The sequence below is a fragment of the Hamadaea tsunoensis DSM 44101 genome, assembly GCF_000428945.1.
GTDB lineage: Bacteria > Actinomycetota > Actinomycetes > Mycobacteriales > Micromonosporaceae > Hamadaea > Hamadaea tsunoensis.
In genome coordinates, this window is the sequence record NZ_AUAX01000001.1 from 291,188 (window position 1) to 312,286 (window position 21,099).

The window sequence follows — 21,099 nt, forward strand, 5'->3', positions numbered from 1 at the left end:
CCGGGATTCTCCGACACCCCGCGGGGGTGTTACACCTGTGCGAGGAGCAGGATCGCGCGGAACGGGTCCCCGCTGAGCTGGGCGTGGTCCGCGTCGGCGATCAGGCTGCGCCAGTTCGCGGCGCCGTGCCCGGCGACCACCTTGGCCTGCGCCCGGTCGCGGACGGTGGCGACCAGCTCGTCGACCGGCGAACCGCCGCCCCCGTGCCCGGTACGCAGACCCCAGCCGAACGGGAACAGCGGCTGGTAGTTCGCATCGCCGACGTTGATCGGGAGCTGGCCGGCACCGGCCGGCCAGGAGACGGACAGCCGTCCGGTGAACGGCCGCCGGCCGAACAGGACGTCGGCCACGCCGCCGCCCTCGCTGCCGGGCAGCCAGGAGGCGACCAGTCCGTCGATCTCTCCGAGCCGGTCGGTGACCAGCTGCGGCCGGCCGGAGACGACCAGCACGACGCACTTGGGCAGCTCGGTGCAGACCTTGTCGATCGCCGCCTTGTCCGCGGCGGACAGTTCGAGCGACTTGGAGACCTGCTGCGACGGGGAGCACCAGCCGCACTCGGGACCGCCGACGTCGCCGTAGCCCTCCGCGTACGCGGATTCGCCGACGACCACCACGCCGACGTCGTTGCCCGTCGTCGGGGCGGACGCGTCCGCGCTGTAGGTGATCTGCGCGTTCGGGGCGTCCTCACGCAGCCCGGCCAGGATGCTGGTGCCGGGGATGGCCGGGCCGGACTCGCCCTGCCAGCTGATCGTCCAGCCGCCCGCCTGGTGGCCGAGGTCGTCGGCGTTGCTGCCGGCGACGTAGATCTTCGCCTTCGGCGAGAGCGGGAGCGCGTGGTCGTTCTTCAGCAGCACCTGCGACTCGGCGGCCGCCTGGCGGGCCACCGCCCGGTGTGCCGCGCTGCCGACCTCGTCGCCGCGGTCGGTGGCCGCGTACGGGTGCTCGAACAGGCCGAGCTTGAACTTCTGGGTGAGGATGCGGCCCACCGCGTCGTCGATGCGCGCCTGGCTGACGTGCCCGGCGTTCACCTCGCCGAGGAGTAGCTCCTCGAACTGCGGCGCGGAGTTCGGCTCCATGGCCATGTCGATGCCGGCGTTGACCGCGGTCGCCACCTTGTACGCGGTCAGCCCCCCGTTGCCGGGCGCGGACGGGTCGGGGATCTGGTGGATGCCCTCCCAGTCGGAGACGACGAACCCGTCGAAGCCGAAGTCGTGCTTGAGGGTGCCGTTGATCAGATCGCCGTTCGCGTGCATCTTGACCGGGTTGCCGACGCCGTCGTCGGTGAAGTCGACGCTGGAGAACGACGGCATGACGCTGCCGACGTCGCGCTTCTGCACCGCGACCTTGAACTGCGGCAGGTCGATCCGGTCGAAGTCGGCGCGGCTCGTGACGGTCACGCCCTGATCGATCGTGTACGCCTTCTCCCACCAGTTCTTGCCGACGTTGGCGGCCGCCTTGGCGTAGTCGTAGCCGGTGTCCCCGTCGCCCGCGAAGTGCTTGGCGGTGGCGAGCACGTGATCGCCGTCGGCCAGCTGGGCCGGCCGCGTACCCTGCAGGCCGTCGATGACCGTGGTCATCTGCACGGCCAGGGCCGGGTCCTCGCCGAAGGACTCGTAGGACCGGCCCCACCGCTCGTCGCGCGAGACGCAGATGCAGGGCGCGAAGTCCCACGGGATGCCGGTCGCCCGGACCTCGTCGGCGGTCACCGCGCCGATCCGCTGCACCAGGCCGGGGTCGCGGGTCGAGCCGAGGCCGACGTTGTGCGGGAAGATCGTCGCGCCGTAGACGTTGTTGTGCCCGTGCACGGCGTCGACGCCGTAGATCATGGGGATGTGCAGGCGGGTGGACAGGGCCTGCGCCTGGTACGAGTTGACCATCGTCGCCCAGGCCTCGGCCGTGTTCGGGGTCGGCACCGAGCCGCCGCCGGACAGCACCGAGCCCAGGTTCCAGGTGGCGACCCGGGTCGGATCGTCGACCACGGCGAGCCGCTCGGCCTGCGTCATCTGGCCGATCTTCTCTTCGAGCGTCATGCGGCCGAGCAGGTCGGCGACGCGTACGGGGATGGGCAGTCTCGCGTCGAGGTACTTGGGCTGGGCGCCAGAGGTGCGGTCGGCCTGGGCGGCCTGCGCCGGGAGCATCGCCAGGGCCAGGGCGGCGGCCGCGACGACGGTCAGCTTCCTTCGGATCTCCATCAGGGAGTGGGCCTCCTCGGTAGCGGCGCGGGCGGGCCGCGCCCCGGGACGACACAGGATGGGAGGGGAGCGACCGGGCGGTGCCCACGCAGGAATCGACTGAAGGCTATTGCGACTTCCTGCGTTAGTCAATCTAAGTATTGAAAAAAGCCCCTCGCCTCAGCTGGGGAGCTTGCGCGCCTTGCGTTCCAGGTAACGCTGCTCCGGAAGACTCGTCGTACGCTTCGCCGCCAGCAGGTACTGCTCGCGCGCACCGGCCGCGTCCCCGGCCAGCTCCAGCAAGTGGGCCCGGACGGCGGCCAGCCGGTGATGACGGGCGACCCGGTCGTCAGCATCCAGTGTGGACAGAAGCTCCAGACCCCGTTCCGGCCCGGCGACCATCGCCAGCGCGACCGCCCGGTTGAGGGTCACCATCGGGCCGGGCGCCAGCCGGTCCAGGACGGCGTACAGGCCGAGGATCTGGGGCCAGTCGATGTCGCCGGGCTGGGCGTACACGGCCGCGATGGCAGCCTGGAGCTGATAGGGGCCGGGGGTCGCGTACGGGAGGGTCTGTTCGAGCAGGCGCTCCCCTTCCGCGATCGGCGCCGGGTCCCACCGGGTGCGGTCCTGCTCGGCCAGCGGGATCAGCTCCCCCTCGGCCGTCGCCCGCGCACCCCGCCGGGCATCGGTCAGCAGCATCAGCGCGAGCAGCCCGGCGGCTTCGCCGTCGGCGGGCAGCAGCCGGTGCACCGCACGCGCCAGCCGGATCGCCTCCGTGGTCAGCTCCACCCGCAGCAGATCCGCCCCGCTGGTCGCGGTGTAGCCCTCATTGAAGATCAGGTAGAGCACGTGCAGCACCACCGCGATCCGGCTCGGCAGCTCGGCCTCGGGCGGCAGGGTGAACACCGTGCCGGTGGCCTTGATCCGCTGCTTGGCCCGGCTGATCCGCTGCGCCATCGTCGCCTCGGGCACGAAGAACGCCGCCGCGATCTCCGCCGTGGACAGACCGCCGACCGCGCGCAGGGTCAGCGCGGCCTGCGACGCGGGCGTCAGCGCCGGATGGCAGCACAGGAACAGCAGTTTCAGCGTGTCGTCCCGGCCCGCGCCGTCGTCGGCGTCCGCGGGCGGGCTCACGAGCCGGTCCGCGGGGTCCATCAGCGCCACCGACTCCTCGCGCCGGCGCCGCGCGCTGTCACTGCGCCACTGGTCGGTCAGGCGCCGGCCCGCGACGGTCACGAGCCAGCCCCGGGGATTGTCCGGTACGCCGTCCGCCGGCCACTGCAACGCGGCGGCGAGCAGCGCTTCCTGGGTGGCGTCCTCGCACTCGTCGAACGAGCCGTACCGGCGTACGAGGGTGCCGAGGACCTGCGGCGCCAGCTCGCGCAGCAGACCCTCGACGGCGTGCCCTGCGGTCACATCTCCAGCCCGGAGGCTTCCATCAGCGGCCGGACCTCGATCGCGGTGAGCTTCGCGTCGGGCAGCTGCCCGGCCAGCTCGACCGCCCGTTCCAGGGTGTCGGTCTCGATCGCGTAGTAGCCGGCGAGGAACTCCTTCGCCTCGGCGTACGGGCCGTCGGTCGCGGACAGGACGTCGTCGCGTACGCGGACGGTCGTGCTGTTGGAGGGGTCGGCCAGCGCGGCGAACCCGATCAGCTCGCCGGACTCCTTGAGCGGCTGCTGGAAGGCGTCGTGGGCGGCGAAGACGCCGTCACGCTCCTCGTCGGTCAGGTTGGCGAAGATCTCCGGGTTCATGTAGATCATCAGCAGGTACTTCATCGTGCACCCCTCGGCCGCGGCCCCCGGTACGGGCGCCTCTCACACACTGGTCGGAGCGGACGCGGCGGTCTCGACACGTCCGACGGACCAACCTAACCGCGCCGGCGCCGGTACGCCGCGGACGCCATCCGGTCGTTGCAGAGTTCGCAGCAGTATCGCTGGCGGTTGGCCCTGGTCCGGTCGACGTAGACGCAGCGGCAGGGATCCGCCACGCAGGTGCGTACGCGGTCCGCGCCGCCGTCGGCCACGACCCGGGCCAGCGCGCCGGCACACGCCACCGCCAGCCGGCCGACCGGCCCTTCGCCGCCCGTCGCGCCGAGCCGGGGCGCCCCGCCGTCGTACGCCGGGATCAGCCGGAGTTCCGCCTTGTACTCGGCCAGCAACCCGTTCAACGCCTCGATCTTGGCGGCCGGGTCGGGATCGGCGAACACCGCGTACAGGGCCGTCCGGACGCGCCGGACCTCGGACAGGCGACCGGCGAGGCCGGCCAGCTCGGGCCAGTCCAGCCGGTCGGCGAGCCGGGGCAGGCTCTCCGGGCGCAGCCGGTCCGGCGGGTCGTCGAGCAGGTCGTACGTGTTGCACAGGGCGACCGCGAGATCCAGCCCGGCATCAGGGGACGGCACCCCGCTCACCCGCGACCTCCTTCGGTCGTCCGCGCCGGCACCGCGCTCGTCCGCAGGTCAGCGAACCGACATCTTCTCCTGCTTGACCAGGTGGCGTACAGCCGCCTACCGTCATCAGTTGTCAACCTCAGTTTAGCAACTGATTACTCTGTTCGTTGGAGGTGGAATGTGCTCACTCGTACCGTCGCCTTCCTCGGCGTGGCGACCGTGCTGCTCGGCGGTGGGGCCGTCGCCGCGGCCGGCGGGAACCCCGGCCGCACCCGGCCCGGCGGCGCCGTCGTCACCGAGATCGAGATCCCCGTTCCGGGACAGGCCGCCGTGGTGGCGTACCTGGTCCGGCCCGTGACCCCCGCGCCGCACCGCAGCCGCGCCGGCGCGCTGTTCCTGCACTGGTTCGAACCCCCGGGCAGTACGCAGAACCGCACGGAATTCCTCGCCGAGGCGGTCGACCTGGCGAACCGGGGAGCCGTGGCGGTCCTGCCCCAGCTCACGTTCCCCTGGGACGGCGACCCGGCCGGCGACGCGACCGACCGCACCAAGATCACCGCACAGCTCGCGGCGGTCGAATCCGCGTACGCGTCGCTGGTGAACCAACCGGACGTGGACCCGCACCGGACCGCGGTGATCGGCCACGACTACGGCTCGATGTTCGGCGCCCTGCTGGCCGAGCGGCAGCCCTTGGTACGCGCGGCGGTGTTCATGGCCGGCGACGCGACCTGGGCGAACTGGTTCGACACGTACTGGCTGGACCTGCCCGACGAGCGGAAGGCGGCCTACCGGGCGGTGTTCGCGGGGCTGGACCCGGTGGACAACGTGAGCCGGCTCGGGGACCACCTGTACTTCCAGTGGGCGGGCCGCGACCAGTTCGTCACCCCGGCGGTACGCGCGGCGTTCAGCGCGGCGAACCCGCGGGCGAAGGTGAGCCTCTACGACCGCGCGGACCACTTCCTGACGCAACCCGCCAAGGACGACCGCGAGGCCTGGCTCACCACCCAACTCTCCCTCTGACCCCCCTCCCCTCTCCCGACGCGCCCTCTCCCCTCCTTCGGCGATCTTGCGCGAATGTCCGGGCGTATCAGGCAATCCGGACGGAAATCGAGACATTCGCGCAAGATCGCCGGGAGGGGAGGGCGGGGCGCCGGGGGGAGGGCGGCGGGAGGGGCGGGCGGGTCAGTGGAAGAGGGTGGCGACCAGGTCGCGGAAGGCGGCGTGGTGCGCGTCCACATCGGATGGACGGGTCGCCGGGCACATCAGCGCCATGTTGTGGAACGGCGTCAGCAGGACACCGCGGTTCGCGAGCCCGACGTGCAGGTAGTCCTCCAGTTCGGGATCTCCCGCCGCCGCGGCCGATCCGCCGTCGCGCGGGGCCGGCGACGCGAACCGGTACTCGGTACGCGCGCCCAGCTGCACGACCGACCACGGCAGCGCGTACTCGTCGATGACGGCCTGTACGCCGGCCGTGAACGTGGTCGCCAGCGCGATCATGTGCTCGAACGCCGACGGGGTCAGGACGTGTTCGAGCGTCGCCCGGGTCGCCGCCATCGACAGCGGGTTGCCGGCCAGGGTCCCGCCGACGCCGCCCATGTCCACGAGGTCGAGGCCGGGCAGTTCCTCGATGCGCCGGGCGACCTCCGCCGTCAGCCCGTACGCGCCCACGGGCAGGCCGCCGCCGATCGCCTTGCCGAGCGTGACGATGTCGGGGCGCAGTCCCCAGGCGGCCGTCGCCCCGCCGGGACCGGCCGAGAACGTGTGGGTCTCGTCGTTGATCAGGAGCACCCCGTGCTCGCGCGTCAGCTCGCGTACGCCGTCCAGGTAGCCGGGTTCGGGCAGGACGATCCCGATGTTGGTGAGCGCGGGCTCCATGAGGACGGCGGCGACGTCGCCGCCGGCCAGCTCGGCGGCCAGCCCGGCGAGGTCGTTGTACTCGGCGACCCGCGAGGTGATCGTCGGGTCGACCGGCGCGCCGACGTTGCCGGCCCGGCTCTGCGGCTTGCCGTCGGGGCCGACCACGATCAGCGATTCGTCGACCGATCCGTGGTAGCAGTACGAGTTCACCAGGATCTTCGGCCGGCCGGTGATCGCGCGGGCCAGCCGGATCGCCCAGCGGTTGGCGTCCGTGGCGGTCAGCGCGAAGCTCCACAGTGGAAGTCCGAAGCGCCGCGCCAGGTGCGCGCCGACCTTCGCCGCGTCCTCCGTGGGCAGCATCGCGGTCGCGCCGCCGCGCGCCTCCAGCTGCTCGCGTACCGCCCTGACCGTCGGTTCCGGCGAGTGGCCGGCCATCGCGCCCGTGTCACCCAGGCAGAAATCGGCGTACTCGCGGCCGTCGAGGTCGGTCACGCGGGCTCCGTGCGCCCCGGCCAGGTACAGCGGGAAACCCGCCGCGTTCTTGTTCATCCAGGTCATGGGTACGCCGCCGAAAAGCCGCGACCGGGCCTGCCCGTAGGCGGCCCGGGAACGCGGATGGTTCTCGGCGAACACGGCGCGCTCGCGCGCGAGGAGGTCCCGCAACCGGTCCCGGTTCATCGGGACAGCATATTCACGCTTCCTGCTGGAGCTTGCGTACGCGGAAGGCCATGATGATGTCGGTGATGCCGCGGGCGAGGCAGATCGCGGCGACCAGCACGACGAGGGTGTAGAGCGAGCGGCCGAACCGGCCGGCGGCCCAGAAGCCCAGCAGCACCTCGAAGATGCCGATGACGAGGCCGAGCCACCACGCGTCGTTCTCCGACTTGGTGAGGAACGCGAGGATGATGTCGGCGACGCCCTTGAACAGCAGGTACCAGCCGATGAAGGCGGCCAGCCAGAACACGGTCCGGCCCGGGTTGACCCAGGCGAAGATGCCGGTGAACAGGAACAGCACGCCGAGGATGGCGTGCAGCCACTTCCAGCCCGGCGCGATGAACGCCTGGACCAGTTCGGCGACGGCCGCGACGAGGATGACCGCCCCGGCGAGGACCGCGATCGAGACGACACTGCGGGAGTCGAAACCGAGGACGAACCAGCTGGCGATGATCCAGCACGGCCCCGTGATCAGGAAGAGCCACCACGGTACGCCGAGCTTGTGCGAGTTCTGTGCGCTCACTGCGGTCATGGGACAAATATGACCGGCTTTCACTGGTTACGGGGCGAAATTCACGGTTTTGTGTCGACGGTCCGTTCCGGCGGTGGGCGTACCGCGGGTTCGGCCAGAGAGCGCTCCCTGACAGGGCTCCGCCGACCGGCTCCGAAGGTCGGCGCGCCCGGCTGCCGGACAGCCGCGTACAGCCGAGTTCATCGATGTTCCCCCAGGTCATCGGCCCAGCGGGCGAGCCCGCCGAAGGTGGCCTCGGCGCACCCATTGACATCCGACCGCGTCGGTAGAATGCTCTCTCCAGAGAGCGCTCCCTCACGGAGATCGGCAGGCCGGGCGTGTCGCCTCCTGCCGAAATCTAAGCGCTGAGTGAGGAATGTCGCCGTGCGGGAAGGGACGCCCGCACGGCGACGCCTTTCCCTTTCCTGCCCGGCCGATCGGCCGCCCTGTTTCCGGGAAGCGCTCCCACATCCGAACGACTCCCCGCCTGCCCCACGGCCGAACCGTAGCGACCTCCGTTCGGCATGATTCGAGAGAGCGCTCTCTCAGATCGGTCAGCGATCAGCATCCATCGCTGAATGTTGATATGTCAGCGACCGAGGACGCGGCGGCAGTCCTGGATCAGGCCGTGCCGCTGCACCGCCAGGTAGCGCAGTTCGTCGACCGCCCGCCGGACGGACTCCGCGGCCGCCGACCGGTCGGTCCAGACCTGCCCGAGCACCGGCCACACCGCCTCGATGACCCGCTCCCCCGGCGCGCCCACCGGGACGGCCGCGAGTCCGCGTACGAGGGCGTCTATCGAGCCGGACAATCGTTCGTGCTGCTCGGCGGCGGGATCCTCGACGCCCGGAAAGCTCGCATCGTGCTGGTACGCGTACCAGGTGGTCACTACCGCGGTGGCGGCGGCGTGCACGTCGGCGGCTTCCTCGTCATCGGAGATGGCCGCCAGTTGCTCCACGTTCTCCCGGGGCAACTGCGGACCGTGATCTGAGGGGAGTATCACCGTCACATTCTCGCCCATCACAACGTTCCGCGCCCGGCTCGCGACGGGTTCGCTCCGGAATCACCCAGAATGAATCAGCCATGAGAGATCCTCACGATCTCCTGAGCGTCCCGCCGCCACAGATGATCTCCCCGGGCCTGCGAAGGGTTGCACCCGCCGGAGCCCCATCGGCGCTGGACCGGGTCTGATAGGAAGACGGAGTCCCCGGCCGGGTGATGGGGACACCCGGCCGGGGTCCGGCCCGGTGCGTTGGGCCGGCGGCCCACAGGGGCCTGACCCGACAATATTCACATCTCTAAGTATTGGCAACAGTAGGTCTACAGTAGATCCGCTCAGCCCGCCCGTTCCGCCTTCCGGGCGATGTTGCGGGCCATGCCGCCGAAGATGACCGCGTGGAACGGCGAGATCGCGCGCCAGTACAGGTGGCCGGAGAGCCCGCGCGGCAGGAACACCGCCCGCTGCTGGTAGCGGCTGCCGTCCGGCCCGTCGGCGACCCGCATCTCCAGCCAGGCCCGGCCGGGCAGCAGCATCTCGGCCCGCAGCCGCAGCAGCCGGCCGGGCTCGATCTCCTCGACCCGCCAGAAGTCGAGCGCCTCGCCGACGAAGAGCTCCTGCGGATCGCGGCGGCCCCGGCTCAGGCCGACCCCGCCGGCCAGCTTGTCCAGCCAGCCGCGTACGGACCAGGCCAGCGGGAGGGAGTACCAGCCCGACTCGCCGCCGATGCCGATGATCACGCGCCAGAGGTCGGACCGGCCGGCGTGGACGTCGCGTACGCGGTTGTCGAGGTAGACGGTGCCGCCGGACCAGTCCGGATCGGTCGGGAGTGGATCGGCGGGCGCGTTGACCCAGGCGGAACTCGCCCAGCGCGTCTCGACCTCGGCGTCGCGGATCTTCGTCAGGGCCAGCCGGACGGCTTCCCGGAAGCCCTTGAGGCCGCGCGGCGGATCCGGCACGTACGCGGCCACGTCGTGCTCGTGGCACACGGCCTCGTGGATCAAGCTGGCCACCAGCGGTTTCGCGAGCGCTCCCGGTACCGGGGTCACGAGGCCGACCCATTGCGAGGACAGCCACGGGGACAGCGTGCGTACCGGCAGGATGATCCGCGGCGGCAGGCCGGCCACCCGCGCGTACTCCCGCATCATGTCCACGTAGGTGAGCACGTCTGGTCCGCCGATGTCGAAACCCCGGCTGACCTCGTCGGGGACCGTGGCCCAGGCGAGCAGGTAGTGCAGGACGTCGCGTACGGCGATGGGCTGGATCCTGTTGTCGACCCACCGCGGCGTGACCATGACCGGCAGGCGCTCGGTGAGGTGGCGCAGCATCTCGAAGGACGCGGAGCCGGAGCCGATGATCACGGCCGCGCGCAGCGTCACGACCGGTACGCCCGCGCTCGCGAGCAGGTCGCCGACCTCGGCCCGGGAGCGGAGGTGGGCCGACGCCTCGCCGGGGCCGGGCAGCGGGCCGCCGAGGTAGACGATCCGCCGGACCCCCGCCGTACGCGCGGCGGCGGCGAAGTTGCGCGCGGCGCGGCGGTCGGTCTCCTCGAAGTCCGGCGCCCCGAGCGAGTGCGCGAGATAGTAGGCGACCTCGATCCCGTCGAGGGCGCGCGCGAGATCGTCGGGCTTCAGCAGGTCGCCCTGGACGACCTCCGCTCCGGCGGCCCACGGCACGTCGCGCAGCCGGGCGGCGGAGCGGGACAGGCAGCGGACCTCGTGCCCGGCTTCGATCAGCCGGGGCGCCAGCCGCCCGCCGATGTAGCCCGTCGCGCCCGTGACCAGGCATCGCATAAGATCAGCGTAGACGTGGTTGCGTCGGTACGCGCGTCGAAACCCGGATGGTGAAACCCGGATGGTGCGGCTATGACGGAGACGGTGAGCGCGGGCGAGGCGGCGCACCGCCTGGGCATCGCCGTCACCACGCTGCGGACCTGGGACCGCCGCTACGGTCTCGGGCCGACCGGCCACGAGCCCGGCCGGCACCGCCGCTACGGCCCCACCGACCTCGACCGGCTCGCCGAGATGAACCGGCTCACCGGGCAGGGCGTACCGGCGGCGCAGGCGGCCGCCTGGGTTCTCGGGCAGGATCGGCGGGCCGCCAGCCGGGCCGGGGGCGGCCACGCGGTCGCGGTGGGTGCCGACGGCCCCGCCGTCCGCGGTCTCACCCGCGCCGCGCTGCGCCTCGACGCCGCCGAACTCCAGGCCGTGATCAGCGCCGCCGTCGCCGCCCGCGGGGTCGCCGCCGTCTGGCCGGCCCTGCTCGCCCCCGTCCTCATCCACATAGGACGCAAGCAGGCGGAGACCGGCCGGCTCATCGAGGTCGAGCACCTGCTCTCCGGCGAGATCTCCGCGGTTCTGCGTACCGTGGGGCGGCCGGCGGGTCCGCCGCGCATCCTGCTCGCCTGCGCGGACGAGGAGCAGCACACCCTCGCCTTCGAGGCGCTCGCGGCCGCGCTGGGCGAGGCGGGCGTACCGGTCCGCGTCCTGGGCGCGCGGGTGCCCGCATCCGCTCTTCTCGACGCCGTACGCCGCACCGGGCCGGACGCCGTCGCCGTGTGGTCGCAGACATCCTCCACAGGGGACGGTTCACGGCTGCGGGGGCTGCTGGATCGGCGGCCCGCGCCGAAACTCGTCCTCGCGGCCGGGCCCGGGTGGCACACGGTCCCGCCGGAGGTGGCCCGCCCCCAGAGCCTGGCCGAAGCCCTCACCCTCCTCACCCGGTGATGCGGTGGGCGGCCAGCTTGCCGGAGATCAGGACCATCGGTACGCCGACGCCGGGCTGCGTACCGGAACCGGCGAAGACGACGTTCTCGATGGCCGGATGCAGGTTCGGGGAGCGGAACGGGCCGGTCTGGCCGAACGTGTGCGCGGCGGCGAACGGCGTACCGGCGGCGAGACCGTCGGCCGCCCAGTCGTCCGGGGTCACCACGATCCGCTCCTCGACCGCCTCGCCGAATCCCGTGTAGCCGCGCTGTTCGAGCGTCGCCACCAGCTCGTCGGCGTAGCGGTCGGCCAGGCCGTCGCGCCACGCGTACGGTGCGGTGACGAGGTTGGGCACGGGGGCGAGGACGTAGTACGTCTGCCGGCCGGCCGGGGCCGCCGCCGGATCGGCCCGGCTCGGGTTCGTGACGAGCAGCGACGGGTCGCTCATCAGCTCGCCCCGGCGGATGACCTGGTCGAACGTGCGCCGCCAGGCCCGGCCGAAGTGGATGTTGTGATGGGCGGTACGCGTGTACGCCTGCCGCGAGCCGACGTGCAGCACGACGCAGCTCGGCGAGTACCGCAGCCGCCGGCGCCGGCCGGTCGCGGGCAGCAGCGCGAGGGCGGCCGGGATGTCGGGGTTGAGCACGACCGCGTCGGCCGGGATGCGCTCGCCGGCGGTGGTGACGACGGCGGTGGCCCGGCCGTTGCGGACGTCGACGCGGGCGGCCTCGGTGCCGTACCGGATCTCGACGCCATGGCGTTCGGCCGCCCCGGCCAGCGCCCGCGGCACCGCGTGGATGCCGCCCTCCGGGTAGAAGACGCCGGCGACCGAGTCCAGGTACGCGATCACGGCGTAGATCGCGAGCGCCCGGTGCGGGGCGAGGCCGGCGTACATGGCCTGGAACGAGAAGACCCGGCGGGTACGCGGATCCGCGAAGTACCGGTCGACCCGGTTCTGCAGCCGGCCGAACGCGCCCATGCCGAGCAGCCGGACGAGGTTGAGGGTCAGGAGGTCCCGGGGCCCGTCCACGTTCCGGTCGATGAAATCGGTGCGTTCGAGCTCCCACAGCCGCCGCGCGTACGCGACGAACCGCCGGTAGCCCTCGGCCTCCCGGCGGCCGCAGACGTTCTCGATCTCGGCGGCCATCCGGTCGGGGTCGGCGATCACGTCCAGCGACGACCCGTCCGGGAACCACGCCCGGTACGCCGGATCGACCGGCCGGAGCCGCAGCCAGTCCTTCAGGTCCTCGCCGACGGCCGCGAGGGGCTCGGCGATCAGCTCGGGCATGGTCAGGACGGTGGGCCCGGTGTCGAAGGTGTAGCCGCCGACCGCCAGCCGGCCCGCCCGGCCGCCCGGGATCGGGGCGCGTTCGAGGACGGTCACCCGCCGGCCGGCCCCCGCGAGGTGCAGCGCGGCCGCCAACCCCCCGAGCCCGGCGCCGACCACGACGACATGACCGGTACGCCCGGGGACGGTTCGAGGATGTGCCACGCAGCGAACATAGCGGGAGTGCCGCTCGTCTCTTACCGGCCCGTACCGCCACACCCGGAAAGCGGGGCTGAGAAGCTTCGCTGGCGATATGGCGTAGACTCAAGAATTGCGTCGTTTGGTGAAACGATTTGGGGGATGCATGGAGTCGCGGCTGGTCGCCTCCTACGAGCGCTGCCGGGAGCTGCACAAGCAGCACGGGCGCAGCTACTACCTGGCGACCCGCCTGCTGCCGGCGGCCAAGCGCCCGCACGTGCACGCCCTCTACGGCTTCACCCGCTACGCCGACGAGATCGTCGACCGGACCGACGCGGGCGCGCCCGCCGACCGGGCGGCCGCCCTGCGGGACTGGGCCGGGCGGTTCGAGGCGGGGCTCTCCGGCGAGCCGGTCGACGACCCGATCCTGCCCGCCGTCCTGCACACGATCGAGGCGTGCGACCTCGACCGGTCCGACTTCACGACGTTCCTGCGCAGCATGACCATGGACCTCGACGTCCACGCGTACGCGACCTATCCCGACCTGCTGCGCTACATGGAGGGCTCGGCGGCCGTCATCGGGACGATGATGCTGCCGATCCTGGAGCCCGCCGATCCCGCCGCCGCCCGGGAGCCGGCCCGCCAGCTCGGGCTCGCGTTCCAGCTCACCAACTTCATCCGGGACGTCGCCGAGGATCTCGACCGCGGCCGGGTCTACCTGCCGCAGGAGGATCTCGCGTCGTTCGGCGTCGACTCCGGCGACCTGCGCCGGGCGGCCGCCGAGGGCCGGGCGACCCCGCGTATCCGCAGCCTCATCCGGTTCGAGGTCAGCCGGGCCCGGGAGCACTACGCGCTGGCCGCTCCCGGCGTACCGATGCTGGCACCGGGGTCGCAGGCGTGCATCCGGACCGCCTTCCACGTGTACGCCGCGATCCTGGACGAGGTCGAACGGCTCGGCCACGACGTGTTCGCCCGGCGGGCGGTCGTGCCGACCGCGCGCCGCCTCCGGGTCGCCGCGCGGTGCCTGCTCACCCCCGCCGGCACCCAGGTCGTCCCGCCGGTCCCTCAACCGGTCGCCGTGGGGGTGTAGATGCGTACGGCGGTGGTGCTGTTCACGCGTGACCTGCGGGTGCACGACAATCCCGCGCTGCACGCCGCGTGCGCCGCCGCCGACCGCGTGGTCCCGCTGTTCGTCCGGGACCCGTCGGTGCCCTCGTCGCCCCACCGCGACGCCTTCCTCGCCGAGGCCCTGGCCGACCTGCGCGCATCGCTGCGCCAGCGCGGCGGCGACCTCGTCATCCGCACCGGCGATCCGGTCCGCGAGGCCGTCTCGCTGGCCACCGCCGTCGGCGCGTTCGGCATCGCGGCGGCGTCGGACGTCAGCGCGTACGCGGCCCGGCGGCAGCGGCGGCTGGCGGACGCCTGCGCGGCGGAACGCCTGTCCCTCAAGCTGTTCGACTCGCTCACCATCGTGCCGCCGGGGCAGCTGCGGCCCGGCTCCGGCGGCGACCACTACAAGGTCTTCACGCCCTACTGGCGCGCCTGGCTGGCCGCGAAGCACCGCGCCGAGCTCGCCGCGCCCGGCCGGGTGACGCTGCCCGACGGTGTCGCATGTGGACGACTGCCCGGCCCGACCAGGCCCGGCGGCGGCGAGACCGCGGGCCGCCGGCGGCTTCAGGCCTGGGCGCCCGATTCCCCCGCGTACGCCGACCACCACGACGATCTCGCCGGCGACCGGACGTCGCGGCTGAGCGCGTACCTCCACTTCGGCTGCGTGTCGCCGGTCTCGGTGGCGGCCGCCGTCGACTCCGACGCGCTCGTCCGGCAGCTCTGCTGGCGCGACTTCTACCAGCAGGTGCTGCTGGGCTTCCCCGAGTTGCCCGCCAAGGCGTACAGGCCGGGTGTGCGGGAGGAGTGGAAGGCCGACCCGGAGGCGCTCGCGGCCTGGCAGGCCGGTCAGACCGGGGTTCCGATCGTGGACGCGGGCATGCGGCAGCTCGCGGCCGAGGGCTTCATGCACAACCGGGCGCGACTGATCACGGCGTCGTTCCTGACGAAGCACCTGTGGGTGGACTGGCGCGACGGCGCCGCCTGGTACGCGAGCCTGCTGCTGGACGCGGACATCGCCAACAACAACGGCAACTGGCAGTGGGTGGCCGGGACGGGCAACGACAGCAGGCCCTACCGCCGGTTCAACCCGCTACGGCAGGCCGACCGGTACGACCCCGCGGGCGACTACGTGCGCCGTTACGTCCCCGAGCTGGCGGGTCTCGCCGGCGCCGCGGCGCACCGGCCCTGGGAACATGGCGGCGCGAAGGGCTATCCGCGGCCGATCGTCGACATCTAGGGCTTTCCCACGGTGTTTCGCTCGCACCCATCCGGGTATCGGGGCAGCATCGAAGTAAGGGCACAACCCTTATGGAGGTGAGCGCACATGGCCACCCATCTGCCGATGAACCACCGGCTGCGGCCGTACTACCGGGCTGTGGCCGGGGCGACCGGGGTGTTCCTGATCGGTTTCGGTATCGCCAGCCTGGTCGCGGCCTGGGGTGATCCGTTCTTCGCCCAGGGCGACACCAAGGCCTGGGGGCTGCACACCAACCTGGCGTTCGGGGTGCTGTCGGTCGTCGTGGGGGCGATCATCCTGGTCGGCGTGATCATCGGAAACAACGTCGACCGCACGATCGACCTGGTCGGCTCGCTGGTCTTCATCGTCGCGGGGCTGATCATGCTGCCGCTCTCGCGGAGCAGCCTGAACTTCCTCAACTATGACGTCACTGCCGCGGTGGTGTCGTTCTTCATCGGCAGCGTCCTCGGCATCGCCGGCCTCTACGGCCGCGTCGGTACGCGCGACCGCCAGGAGCACGAGGACGGCTTCCGGCACGGTTCGGACCGGGACCCGGTGCGGCACAACTGGAGCAAGCTGCCGCCGAAGCGGCCCAAGGAGTCGAAGTTCGCCTGACGCCCTTCCTCAGGCGCGGTGCTTCTCGATCGCCTCGGCGATGGGGTCGAGGCTGTCGAGGATGACGCGGCCCGGGACGGCGGGGATCTTCTGGACCTGCGGCACGGCAATGGTCCGGCACCCCGCCGCCTCGGCCGCGTGTACGCCGGCCAGCGAATCCTCGACCGCCAGGCAACGCTCCGGGGCCACCCCGAGCAGGCGGGCGGCGGTCGCGTACGGGAGCGGATCGGGCTTGTGCCGGACGACGTCGTCGGCGGTGACCGTGACCCGGAAATACGATCGGCCGAGCACGTCCAGCGCGGGTTCGGTCTTCTCCCGGTCCGAGGACGTCACCAGCGCGCACGGCAGCCCGGTACGCGCGACCGCGTCGAGCAGCCGCCGCGCACCCGGCCGCAGCTGGATGCCCGCGACCGCGATCTCCTTCTCGACGGCCGCGCCGATCAGGTCCTTGACCTCGGCGTAGTCGGCACCGCCCGGAATCGCCGCCAGGACGACAGCCATGATCGTCTCGACCGATCCACCGGCCAGCAGGTCCTCGTCGATCGGCGGCGCGCCGAGGGCGGTCGCCACCTTCTGAATCGCGATCAGCCAGTAGCGCTCGGTGTCGACGAGAGTCCCGTCCATGTCCAGCAGGAAGGCGTCGACGTCGGCCATGAGATCCGGTTCCACGGCCGCCACCTTAGCGCCTCGATCCCGCCGGGCCTCGCCTGCTGGGTTCCGCCGCCCCAAGATCCCGCTTGGATCACGGTTGTCACCCGAATCTTGGGCCATGATTCGGGTGCTTTCCCTGATCCAAACGGGATCTTGGCGCGTGTGGGCTTGCGGGATCTTGGGGCGCGCGGGAAGCGGGCCGGGGAGGGCTGGTCAGGAGCCGTAGATCTCCAGGGCGTAGATGCGGGTGACGGCGGCGCCGCCCTGCTCCCCCGCCGAGACGTCGAGGCGTACGTAGCGGGCTGAGCGGGCGGCGATCTGGTGCCAGGTCACGCCGTCGGCGTTCGCGGTCACGGTCACCGCGGTCGACCAGGTCACCCCGTCGACGCTGGTCGAGATCGCGTACGCGCGGGTGTCGTAGGCAGCGTCCTCACCCCCGGTCACCGCGTGCCGCACCACGATCCGCTGCACCGTCGCCGTCCGGCCGAGATCCACCTGCGCGGTCACCGGCGCCGCGCCCGAGCACCACTTGCTGTTGCCCGCCGTCGTGCCGTCGACCAGGTTCGCCACGGCCTCCGCGGTCGCGCACGGCGCGCTGCCCGTGACGGGCCGCCGGAACGCGAGATCTTCTCCGGCGTACGCGCTGTGCCGCTCACCGAGGACGATGTCGTCGAAGTAGCCGCGGAACTGGCCGGTGGCGGCCGGCTGGTCGTAGCCGATCCGGATCTGGTCGATCGTCTTCCCGGCGGCCACCGCTCCGATCTGCGAGCGGACGTGGTTCCACTGGTTCACCGCGAGATGCCCGCCCTGCCCCTGGAACTGCGGGTGTACGCGTACACCGAACTGGTCGACCGCGCCCGAGTCGCGCAGCGCGCTGCCGTCGGTGAAGAAGAGGTCGACGGCCGCGTACGTGCCCATCGCCTGCTGCGGATAGATCCAGTAGGACAGCTCGGTCGCGGCCGACACGGGCAGGTGGACGTCGAAGATCCGGGCGTACGCGTACGACTGCGTCGCGCTCGTGTCGTTGCCCGAGTACATCAGCGCGCGTACGCCGCCGTGCGCGGTCTCCTGCCGGGGACCGGCCTCCATCGCGGTGAGGGCGCAGCAGTAGCCGCCGACGTTCACCGCGTTGGCGATCGAGTCCGACCACGTCGGGACGGCGTCGACGCCCGCGCCCTGCTCGAAGCCGCTGGTGAACATCGGGGCGTCCCGGCCGTCGTCGAGCACCGAGGCCACCGCCGGAGCGAAGATCGCGGCCATCTTCGCGTACCCGGCGTCGGAGGGGTGCAGGGTGTCGGCCAGATCCGCCGCGGTCAGCGTACGCATGTCCACGAAACGCACCTTCTTGCCGGCGGACGCGCGGGTGGAGACGAGACCTGGGACCGCGGCGTTGAAGGTGTCGATCCGCGACTGGATCGCGGCGTCGTTGGCCGGGATGAGCGAGGCGACGATCACGGTGGCCTGGGGCAGGTCGGCGGTGATCTGGTCGATGAGCGCGCCGAGCCGGGCCGGCGCGGTGCCCACCTGGTAGTTCTGGTTCATGTCGTTGGTGCCGATGTGCAGCGTCACGATCGAGGGCTGGTAGGTCGCGAGCCAGCCGTCCAGGCTCGCCGCGATCTGGTCGATCCGCCAGCCCGAATGTCCTTCGTTGTCGGGGTCGGGCAGGCTGCCGGACACCTGCGAGCCGACGAAGTCGATCGCGTGCCCGACCTGGCGTACGAGGGTGGTGTAGAGCGCGGCCCGATAGCTGGAGCTGGTCGGCGAGCCGACGCCGTAGGTGATGGAGTCGCCCAGCGGCATGATCTTCACCGCGCCGCCGGCCAGGGCGGCCTGCGCCGTCGACCTCGACGCGGGCGGGGCGCTCGGCGGGGCTGACGGGGCGGCGTGGGCCGGGGTCGCGATACCGGCCAGGGCGAGCGTGAGCAGGAGGATCGCCCCGGGCAGGCGGGAGAGACGAGGCACGGCGGCCTCCTTCCGGAGTGGGAGCGGCGCCGTGACAACGTTGTCATGGGCACGCAAAGTATCGACATTCTTCGACACATGTCCGGACGGGTCAAGAACGTCGGTGGTTCTGGGTACCGTGACTGCATGGCCAAGGCCGACGAGGAGCGGGACGGCGTACCGCTCACCAATCTCGATCAGGAGCTGTTCGCGGGGGCCGGCGCGACCAAGCGCGACCTCGTGGACTACCTCGACGCGATCCGCGACCGGATGCTGCCCTACCTGCGCGACCGGCCGCTATCGGTCATCCGGTCGCTGCGCGGCCAGGATCCGTTCATGCAGAAGAACCTGCCGAAGTACACGCCGGACTGGGTCGAGCGCGCCTCCCTGTGGGCCGACAGCTCCCACCGCCAGGTCGCGTACGCGTTGTGCAACGACCGCAGGACGCTGCTGTGGTTCGCCAACCAGCGGGCGATCGAGTACCACGTGACGCTCGGCCGGGCCGCCGCCCTCGATCACCCGACGCATCTCATCCTCGACCTCGACCCGCCCGAGGGCGCCCCGTTCGGCACGGCGGTCGCGGCGGCCCGGCTCGTCCGCGAGGTGCTCACCACCGCCGGGCTGACGAGCGCGGTGAAGACGAGCGGGTCGAAGGGCGTACACGTCTTCGTGCCGATCGACGAGCGGGCCGGCATCGAGGACGTGGCGGCGGCCACCCGCGCGGTCGCGGCCCGGGCCGAGCGGCTCGACCCCGGCCTGGCGACGACGGCGTTCATCCGGGAGGACCGGGAGGGCAAGGTGTTCCTCGACTCGACCCGGGCCGGCGGCGCGACCGTCGTCTGCGTCTACAGCCCCCGCCTGCGCCCCGGTACGCCGGTCTCGTTCCCGGTGCCGTGGGACGACCTCGACGACGTGACGCCGGGCGACTTCACCATCCACAATGCACCGTCACTGCTGGCGGACGGCGACCCGTGGGGAGCGGCGCTGCCCGAACCGCAGACGATCCCGGCGGACCTCATCGAGGAGGGGCACACGATCCCGATCGCCCGGGTCCAGGCCATGCACGAAGGGAAGCGGCGCGCCCGCGCGGCCCGCGAAAGCTGAACCCGCCCGCCTGCCGCGACCGCGCCGCCAAGATCCCGTTTGGATCAGGGAAATCACCCGAATCTTGGGCCATGATTACGTGCGGAAACCTGATCCAAACGGGATCTTGGCGAGCCGCGAGCAGCGCGGGATCTTGGGGGCGCGAGCAGCCGGCTGGGGTCAGCCGCGGGACAGGTAGACGGGGGTGTCGGTCACGGTGAGGCGGGCCGTGCCGTCCGCCACGGCCACCGGGACGGCCGTGCCGAAGGCGTCGACCGCCGACGCCGGGCCCTCCCAGGGAAGGGCCACCGAGACGGCGGGCTCGTCCTCTCCGTCGAAGGTGTCGCGGCGGTCCCAGATGATCCAGACCTGGCCGCGCTCCCGCCGTTCCGCGACGAAGACCCACGCCGCATCATCCATCCGGCGCACGGACTCCACATCGGACAGCAGCTCGGCCAGCCGGGCGAAGGCGTCGGCGGCGGGGCTGCGTACGGAGAGGGTTCCGTCGAGCAAGGGCAGCCGGCCGAAGAGCAGGTCCATCATCTGGTAGGGATCGTGGAACCCGGCGATCTCGGGGGCGAGGTTCCAGTACGCCGTACGCCGGATCCCGCTCGCCAGCGCCAGCACGGTACGCACGACCACCTGCCGGGCGTCGATCCGGTCCCGTTTCGCGGCCAGGTCCGCCGGGGCGTCCGCCATCAGCATGCGCAGCCGGGGCGGCAGCTTGTCCGCGCGGGCGTACAGGCTGCGCAGAGCGCGGCGTTCGGGGGTCTCGGTCGACGCCCGTTCGGCCAGCTCGGCGGTGCTCTGCGACGAGGGCGGCACGTCGGCGGTGAACGCTTCCGCGAACACCTGGGCGAGGATGTCGTCGAGCTCGGGGAACTCGAACAGCAGCGGGCCGCCGTGCTCCCCGGCGACGATCGGCTTCTCGTACCCGTGCCGGGCCATGATCTCCCGGGCGGTCGCCACGAACTCCGGTACGCGGTACGGGTCGGCGTACAGGTGGACGTCGAAGAGGTCGAAGGAGTCCCGGGAGAGGGCGGCGACCCGGTCGAAGAACTTCCGCGGCTCGCCACCGGACAGGGCGTCGTACCCGCAGCCGCCCAGAACGACCAGGGCCGCCGGGTCGGCCGAGCAAACCGCCTCGTGGAAGACCGCGAGCTGGGCCGCGTACTCGTCGGCGGTTCCGGCCCAGAGCAGGCCGGTGTTGCTGGGCTCGTTGTCGCACTGCCAGAACCTGATCCGGCCGGCACAGCGCTGCGCGAGGCGTCGGATGCTCTCGGCGTACACCGGGAGGGAAAGAGCGGGCGACGGGGGCAGGAAGTCGGTCGCGGACCTGGTGGCCCACGGCGAGCTGGAGCAGACGGTGAGCCAGAGCTCGGTGTCGCCGTCGAGCTGCGCGAGCAGCGAGTCGACGGTGCTCCAGTCGTAGCGGCCGGGTTCCGGCTCGAACTGCGACCAGTAAAGGTAGGCCCGCACGAGCCGGGCACCGAGGGCTCGTGCCGGCGCCACGAAGGGTACGGGCGGGGCGAACAGGCCGTAACTGATGCCGCGCACGACACCGAGGCGGGTGTCCTCCATCATCGTTCCTCCCGAGGTCGGCGGCTCCCGCGTGATCATCAGAGCGGAAGTATATGACGTATACGAAGACTATAG

18 protein-coding genes are annotated in these 21,099 nt (G+C 71.9%); 6 read left to right on the top strand and 12 right to left on the bottom strand.

Annotated elements, in window-relative coordinates:
- Nucleotides 1-29 precede the first annotated feature (29 nt).
- The 4 genes from G401_RS42665 to G401_RS42670 all read right to left on the bottom strand — a co-directional run bounded on the left by G401_RS42665 (nt 30) and on the right by G401_RS42670 (nt 4,578).
- Nucleotides 30-2,192 carry a glycoside hydrolase family 3 protein gene (locus G401_RS42665; protein WP_064741649.1) on the bottom strand — a complete coding sequence of 721 codons (2,163 nt, stop codon included), beginning with the start codon at nt 2,190-2,192 and terminating at the stop codon, nt 30-32.
- 159 nt (nt 2,193-2,351) lie between these two features.
- The gene (locus tag G401_RS0101290; RefSeq protein ID WP_027341078.1) at nt 2,352-3,587 is read right to left on the bottom strand and encodes an RNA polymerase sigma factor; all 1,236 of its coding nucleotides are present in this window, start codon (nt 3,585-3,587) and stop codon (nt 2,352-2,354) included.
- The gene (locus tag G401_RS0101295; RefSeq protein WP_027341079.1) at nt 3,584-3,946 is read right to left on the bottom strand and encodes a YciI family protein; all 363 of its coding nucleotides are present in this window, start codon (nt 3,944-3,946) and stop codon (nt 3,584-3,586) included. The genes G401_RS0101290 and G401_RS0101295 overlap by 4 nt, the downstream gene beginning before the upstream one ends.
- A gap of 92 nt (nt 3,947-4,038) precedes the next feature.
- Entirely contained in the window at nt 4,039-4,578 is a 540-nt protein-coding gene (locus tag G401_RS42670; protein ID WP_051365983.1) for a CGNR zinc finger domain-containing protein, read from the bottom strand.
- 159 nt (nt 4,579-4,737) lie between these two features.
- Between G401_RS42670 and G401_RS0101305 the strand changes: the two genes are divergently transcribed.
- Nucleotides 4,738-5,577: an alpha/beta hydrolase family protein gene (locus tag G401_RS0101305; RefSeq protein WP_027341080.1), complete on the top strand. Its 840-nt coding sequence runs from the start codon at nt 4,738-4,740 to the stop codon at nt 5,575-5,577.
- Nucleotides 5,578-5,739: 162 nt separating this feature from the next.
- Here G401_RS0101305 and G401_RS0101310 read toward each other — a convergent pair whose 3' ends face one another.
- The 4 genes from G401_RS0101310 to G401_RS0101325 form a co-directional block, all read right to left on the bottom strand.
- On the bottom strand, nt 5,740-7,092 hold the full coding sequence (locus G401_RS0101310) for a transaminase (protein WP_027341081.1): 1,353 nt from the start codon (nt 7,090-7,092) through the stop codon (nt 5,740-5,742).
- A 13-nt stretch (nt 7,093-7,105) separates the two neighbouring features.
- Complete coding sequence (locus G401_RS42675) at nt 7,106-7,660, bottom strand: HdeD family acid-resistance protein (protein ID WP_051365984.1); 555 nt, start codon at nt 7,658-7,660, stop codon at nt 7,106-7,108.
- 568 nt (nt 7,661-8,228) lie between these two features.
- A complete protein-coding gene (locus G401_RS0101320) occupies nt 8,229-8,642 on the bottom strand; it encodes a hypothetical protein (RefSeq protein ID WP_157545175.1) in 414 nt (137 codons plus the stop codon).
- 332 nt (nt 8,643-8,974) lie between these two features.
- Nucleotides 8,975-10,429, bottom strand: a complete 1,455-nt coding sequence (locus tag G401_RS0101325; protein ID WP_027341083.1) for an SDR family oxidoreductase — start codon at nt 10,427-10,429, stop codon at nt 8,975-8,977.
- Between the two features lie 72 nt (nt 10,430-10,501).
- Here G401_RS0101325 and G401_RS0101330 point away from each other — a divergent pair, with 72 nt between their 5' ends.
- Complete coding sequence (locus G401_RS0101330; RefSeq protein ID WP_027341084.1) at nt 10,502-11,362, top strand: MerR family transcriptional regulator; 861 nt, start codon at nt 10,502-10,504, stop codon at nt 11,360-11,362.
- Here the strand turns inward: G401_RS0101330 and crtI are convergent.
- Complete coding sequence (gene crtI, locus G401_RS0101335) at nt 11,352-12,833, bottom strand: phytoene desaturase family protein (protein ID WP_027341085.1); 1,482 nt, start codon at nt 12,831-12,833, stop codon at nt 11,352-11,354. The genes G401_RS0101330 and crtI overlap by 11 nt on opposite strands.
- A gap of 139 nt (nt 12,834-12,972) precedes the next feature.
- On the opposite strand from crtI, the gene G401_RS0101340 reads away from it, so the two are divergent.
- The 3 genes from G401_RS0101340 to G401_RS42680 all read left to right on the top strand — a co-directional run bounded on the left by G401_RS0101340 (nt 12,973) and on the right by G401_RS42680 (nt 15,768).
- A complete protein-coding gene (locus G401_RS0101340; protein WP_027341086.1) occupies nt 12,973-13,896 on the top strand; it encodes a phytoene/squalene synthase family protein in 924 nt (307 codons plus the stop codon).
- A complete protein-coding gene (locus tag G401_RS0101345) occupies nt 13,897-15,153 on the top strand; it encodes a cryptochrome/photolyase family protein (protein ID WP_027341087.1) in 1,257 nt (418 codons plus the stop codon).
- A gap of 87 nt (nt 15,154-15,240) precedes the next feature.
- Nucleotides 15,241-15,768 (top strand): DUF308 domain-containing protein, encoded by a 528-nt coding sequence (locus G401_RS42680; protein ID WP_051365985.1) that lies wholly within the window; start codon nt 15,241-15,243, stop codon nt 15,766-15,768.
- 9 nt (nt 15,769-15,777) lie between these two features.
- Here G401_RS42680 and G401_RS0101355 read toward each other — a convergent pair whose 3' ends face one another.
- Nucleotides 15,778-16,437 carry an HAD family hydrolase gene (locus G401_RS0101355; RefSeq protein WP_169734124.1) on the bottom strand — a complete coding sequence of 220 codons (660 nt, stop codon included), beginning with the start codon at nt 16,435-16,437 and terminating at the stop codon, nt 15,778-15,780.
- 195 nt (nt 16,438-16,632) lie between these two features.
- The gene (locus G401_RS52220) at nt 16,633-18,381 is read right to left on the bottom strand and encodes a GDSL-type esterase/lipase family protein (protein ID WP_051365987.1); all 1,749 of its coding nucleotides are present in this window, start codon (nt 18,379-18,381) and stop codon (nt 16,633-16,635) included.
- A gap of 126 nt (nt 18,382-18,507) precedes the next feature.
- Between G401_RS52220 and ligD the strand changes: the two genes are divergently transcribed.
- On the top strand, nt 18,508-19,464 hold the full coding sequence (gene ligD, locus G401_RS0101365) for a non-homologous end-joining DNA ligase (RefSeq protein ID WP_027341089.1): 957 nt from the start codon (nt 18,508-18,510) through the stop codon (nt 19,462-19,464).
- A gap of 159 nt (nt 19,465-19,623) precedes the next feature.
- Here the strand turns inward: ligD and G401_RS0101370 are convergent, their stop codons facing one another.
- Nucleotides 19,624-21,063, bottom strand: a complete 1,440-nt coding sequence (locus G401_RS0101370; RefSeq protein WP_169734119.1) for a hypothetical protein — start codon at nt 21,061-21,063, stop codon at nt 19,624-19,626.
- Between the last annotated feature and the right edge of the window lie 36 nt (nt 21,064-21,099).